Below are 4028 nucleotides of genomic sequence, written 5' to 3' on the forward strand. Positions count from 1 at the left end.
AAAATCAATCGTTTCCAGCGAGAATTTCTTTAGTTTTATCTCCCTGTCCTAATGCAACAGGAAAAGAAGTTAATATTGCTCGGTCTTATCCTGAAATTGATCGAGTTCAAGGCGCAGAATATTTCTGGCAATTTTTATTATTGGGAAAAACTCAAGAAAACTGGGACTGGTATCAAAATGGTGTCGTTTTATTTTTAGGCGGAGATCAATTTTTTACGTTAGTTATTAGTAAACGTTTAGGATATCGCAGCGTTATTTATGCCGAATGGGAAGCGCGATGGTGGCGGTATATTAACCGTTTTGGGGTGATGAAATCTGAAATTTTACAGTCTATTCCCCAAGGTTATCAAGAGAAGGTAGAAGTCATCGGAGATTTAATGGCAGATGTCGCGTTATCTAGTTCTAACTCTCGGATTTCTTCGGATACCATTATTGGATTATTACCGGGTTCTAAAGCTGCAAAATTAGCTCAAGGTGTACCTTTGACTTTAGCCATTGCCGAATATTTACACCAAAAAAGACCCCAAACAAGATTTATTATTCCCCTAGCACCCACCTTGGATTTACAAACTTTAGCTCATTTTGCCGATCCTCAATATAATCCTATCATTGAAAGTTTCGGTGGAATTTCAGCAGAACTTTATTTAGAAGAAAATCCTTATTTAAAAACTAAAAATAATGTTATAATTGAAATAAATACTCAATTTCCAGCTTATAATTTACTATCAAACTGCCAACTTTGCTTAACAACAGTCGGAGCTAATACTGCCGAATTAGGAGCCTTAGCGGTTCCCATGATTGTCTTATTACCGACCCAACAATTAGATGCGATGCGTTCCTGGGATGGCATCCCCGGAATTTTAGCGAACTTACCCGGAATGGGTTCTATTTTTGCTAAAATTATTAATAGCTTAGTCTTAAAAACAGGTAAATTCTTTGCATGGCCGAATATTTGGGCAAAACAAGAAATTGTCCCTGAATTAGTCGGAAAACTTCAACCCGAAAATATTGGTAATTTAGTTTTAAATTATTTAGATCACCCTGAACAATTAGAAACCATGCGCCAGAGGTTACAGCAAGTTCGAGGCAAACCCGGCGCCGCCCAAAAATTAGCTCATCTTATTATTCAAGAATCCTTAGAACAGATAAAAAGTTAAAAAGTCCTCCCATCTTCCTATTCGTAATTCGTAATTCGTAATTCGTAATTCCCTGTTCCCCGTTCCCTCAAATATTACAAACTGTTAAGGTGTATTGCAAAGCATCACGACAGGGGGGGGAGAAATGGCTAGGAGGTCAGTGTCCGTGATACCATCAAACATTAGTAAAAAGACGAGATAGATTGGGAGAAGACCGTTGACACTACGGGTTGCTGTTGTTGGTTCTGGCCCTGCGGGTTCCTCCGCAGCCGAGACGCTAGTTAAAGCAGGCATCAAAACCTACCTGTTTGAACGCAAGCTGGATAACGCCAAACCCTGTGGTGGGGCGATCCCGCTTTGCATGGTGAGCGAGTTTGACTTACCTGCTCACATCATTGATCGGCGGGTGAGAAAAATGAAAATGATCTCTCCCTCCAACCGTGAGGTTGATATCTTCATTGAAAAAGAAGACGAATATATTGGAATGTGCCGTCGGGAAATTCTCGATGGGTTTATGCGCGATCGCGCCGCCTCCTTGGGGGCAATTTTAATAAATGGTACTGTTCATCAATTAGAAATTCCCAAAACCAGTTCCGAGCCCTATGTGCTTCATTATCATGATCATTCGGACGCTGAAGGTGGCGTAGGTACACCGAAAAGCTTAGAAGTTGATGTGGTCATTGGGGCTGATGGTGCTAACTCCCGCATTGCCAAAGCCATTGATGCTGGGGATTATAATTATGCGATCGCCTTCCAAGAACGCATTCGCATTCCCGAAGATAAAATGGCCTATTATGAAGATCGGGCGGAAATGTACGTTGGAAACGACGTTTCTCCAGACTTCTACGCTTGGGTATTCCCCAAATATGATCACGTTGCGGTGGGAACTGGAACCATGAAACCCAACCAAGCGATGATCAAACAATTACAAGCGGGAATTCGCGCCCGGGCAGCCCACCGCATCGAAGGCGGTAAAATTATTAAAGTGGAAGCTCACCCCATCCCCGAACATCCCCGTCCTCGTCGGGTTGTGGGACGAGTGGCGTTAGTGGGAGATGCCGCCGGAACTGTTACCAAGTCCTCTGGAGAAGGCATCTATTTTGCCGCTAAGTCGGGTCGGATGTGTGCTGAAACCATTGTGGAAATGAGTAATAGTGGTAAACGCATTCCCACAGAAGCGGATCTGAAGCAATATATCAAACTCTGGGATAAGAAATATGGCATGACTTATCTGGTGTTGGATATTCTGCAACGGGTGTTCTATCGCACAGATGCAACCCGCGAAGCGTTTGTGGAGATGTGTTCGGATCGGGATGTGCAGAAGTTAACCTTTGATAGCTATCTGTATAAAACCGTTGTTCCGGCGAACCCCCTCATTCAGATGAAGATTACAGCGAAAACTTTGGGAAGTTTATTACGCGGAAGTGCGTTAGCACCTTAATCACCGATCAGTGTTCAGTCATCAGTAACCAGTAATCAGTCATCGTTGAGAGTTAAGAGTTAAAGGTTTAGAATAAACTAATAACTTCTTTTCTGGAATTCAAGGATGGCTGATTAATGGTGATAGGGAGAATTTAGCATGAGTCCAACTAACCCGTCAGAAGCACAACTCAATGCGGCGGAGATTCTGGAATTAGTTCAACAAGAAAAAATATCAACTTTAAGTCATTTAGTTTCCAGTGTAGTGCATGAAATTAATAATCCGTTAGGTTGTATTACTGGAAATATTACTTACATTAAAGATTATGTTAAAGATTTATTGAAGTTAATTGAATTATATCAAGAACATTATCCTGAACCGGTTGATGAAATTGCTGATGAAATTGATGCCGTTGATTTAGAGTATTTGACGGAAGATGTACCGAAACTGTTATCGGCAATGGAAAATGGAGCTCAACGGTTACATCAAATTAGTAATGCGTTACGAACCTTTGCCCGCTTTGAAAGCGATCGCCAAATATTATTTAATCTTCATGATGGCATTGATAGTGTCTTATTAATGGTTAAAAGTCGTTGCAAAGGCACTAAAATTAGGTCTCCAATTGAGATTATTAAAAGCTATGGAGACATCCCTGAAATTAATTGTTGTCCAGGGCATTTTAATCAAGCCATCTCTTATTTAATTAATTATCAAATTCATGCTTTAGATGAAAAAGCTAAAGCTCAACCTTCTGATCCTGATTTTAAACCGACTATTACGATTAAAACTAGCTTGAATACAGATACGGTAATCTTATCAATTCAAGATAATAGTTTAGGATTGTCAGAAGATGTTCAGAAGACTATTTTTCAAGAAGTATTCATCACAAAGCCCGTAGAACCCTTAACCCAAATGGGTTTATTAGTTAGTCGCCAAATTATTGAAGACCAACATCAAGGTAAAATTCAATGTCAATCTGCATTAGGAAGCGGAACAGAATTTAGGATTGAACTTCCCTGTTAAATAGTTAAGGTCTGGTATAGAATAACCAGACCTTAGCATTAGAATGTAAACTAAGTTGACTCAAGCAGATTTCAGGTAAGTTAGATAAAAAAATGAAGATACTTAAATAAAGTGGACAAAAATTGCAACAATCCCAACCAGAAGTATTTTACTAGCGAAGTCTATACAGACCTTTGGTTATGACATTGACCCCAAAGCTAACTCAATTCCTCAAGTGCTTCAAGTGAATCAGTGATCCTTTACAATGTCAACATTTTAGCAGTTCACATTGCTACTGATGGCGTTGCAACTGGACTAAAGCAGACGGGACACTCGCATTTAATCCAAGGGGGTTGTTCTCAATGTTTGTGTTATTGAGTTGTGTCCTATGACTATTAACATAACATAACTTTCTGGGTTGCCAACCCTAATTTACTAAATTTGACATTCTTTAATATTCTGTAATAATT

3 protein-coding genes are annotated in these 4028 nt (G+C 39.8%); all 3 read left to right on the plus strand.

From position 1 onward, the window contains the following. Positions 1-1157: lipid-A-disaccharide synthase (locus ACKPEB_RS14985; protein ID WP_408965729.1), on the plus strand; the 1157-nt coding region annotated here is incomplete at its 5' end. A 196-nt stretch (positions 1158-1353) separates the two neighbouring features. Continuing rightward, complete coding sequence (gene chlP, locus ACKPEB_RS14990; RefSeq protein WP_408965730.1) at positions 1354-2577, plus strand: geranylgeranyl reductase; 1224 nt, start codon at positions 1354-1356, stop codon at positions 2575-2577. Between the two features lie 138 nt (positions 2578-2715). Beyond that, the gene (locus tag ACKPEB_RS14995; protein ID WP_408965731.1) at positions 2716-3579 is read left to right on the plus strand and encodes a sensor histidine kinase; all 864 of its coding nucleotides are present in this window, start codon (positions 2716-2718) and stop codon (positions 3577-3579) included. The last annotated feature ends 449 nt before the right edge of the window (positions 3580-4028 follow it).

The organism is Planktothrix sp., assembly GCF_046067725.1.
GTDB lineage: Bacteria > Cyanobacteriota > Cyanobacteriia > Cyanobacteriales > Microcoleaceae > Planktothrix.

Coding starts and splice junctions, on each gene's coding strand:
- ACKPEB_RS14995 (WP_408965731.1), top strand. CDS start 2,716: ATGAGTCCAACTAACCCGTCAGAAGCACAACTCAATGCGGCGGAGATT.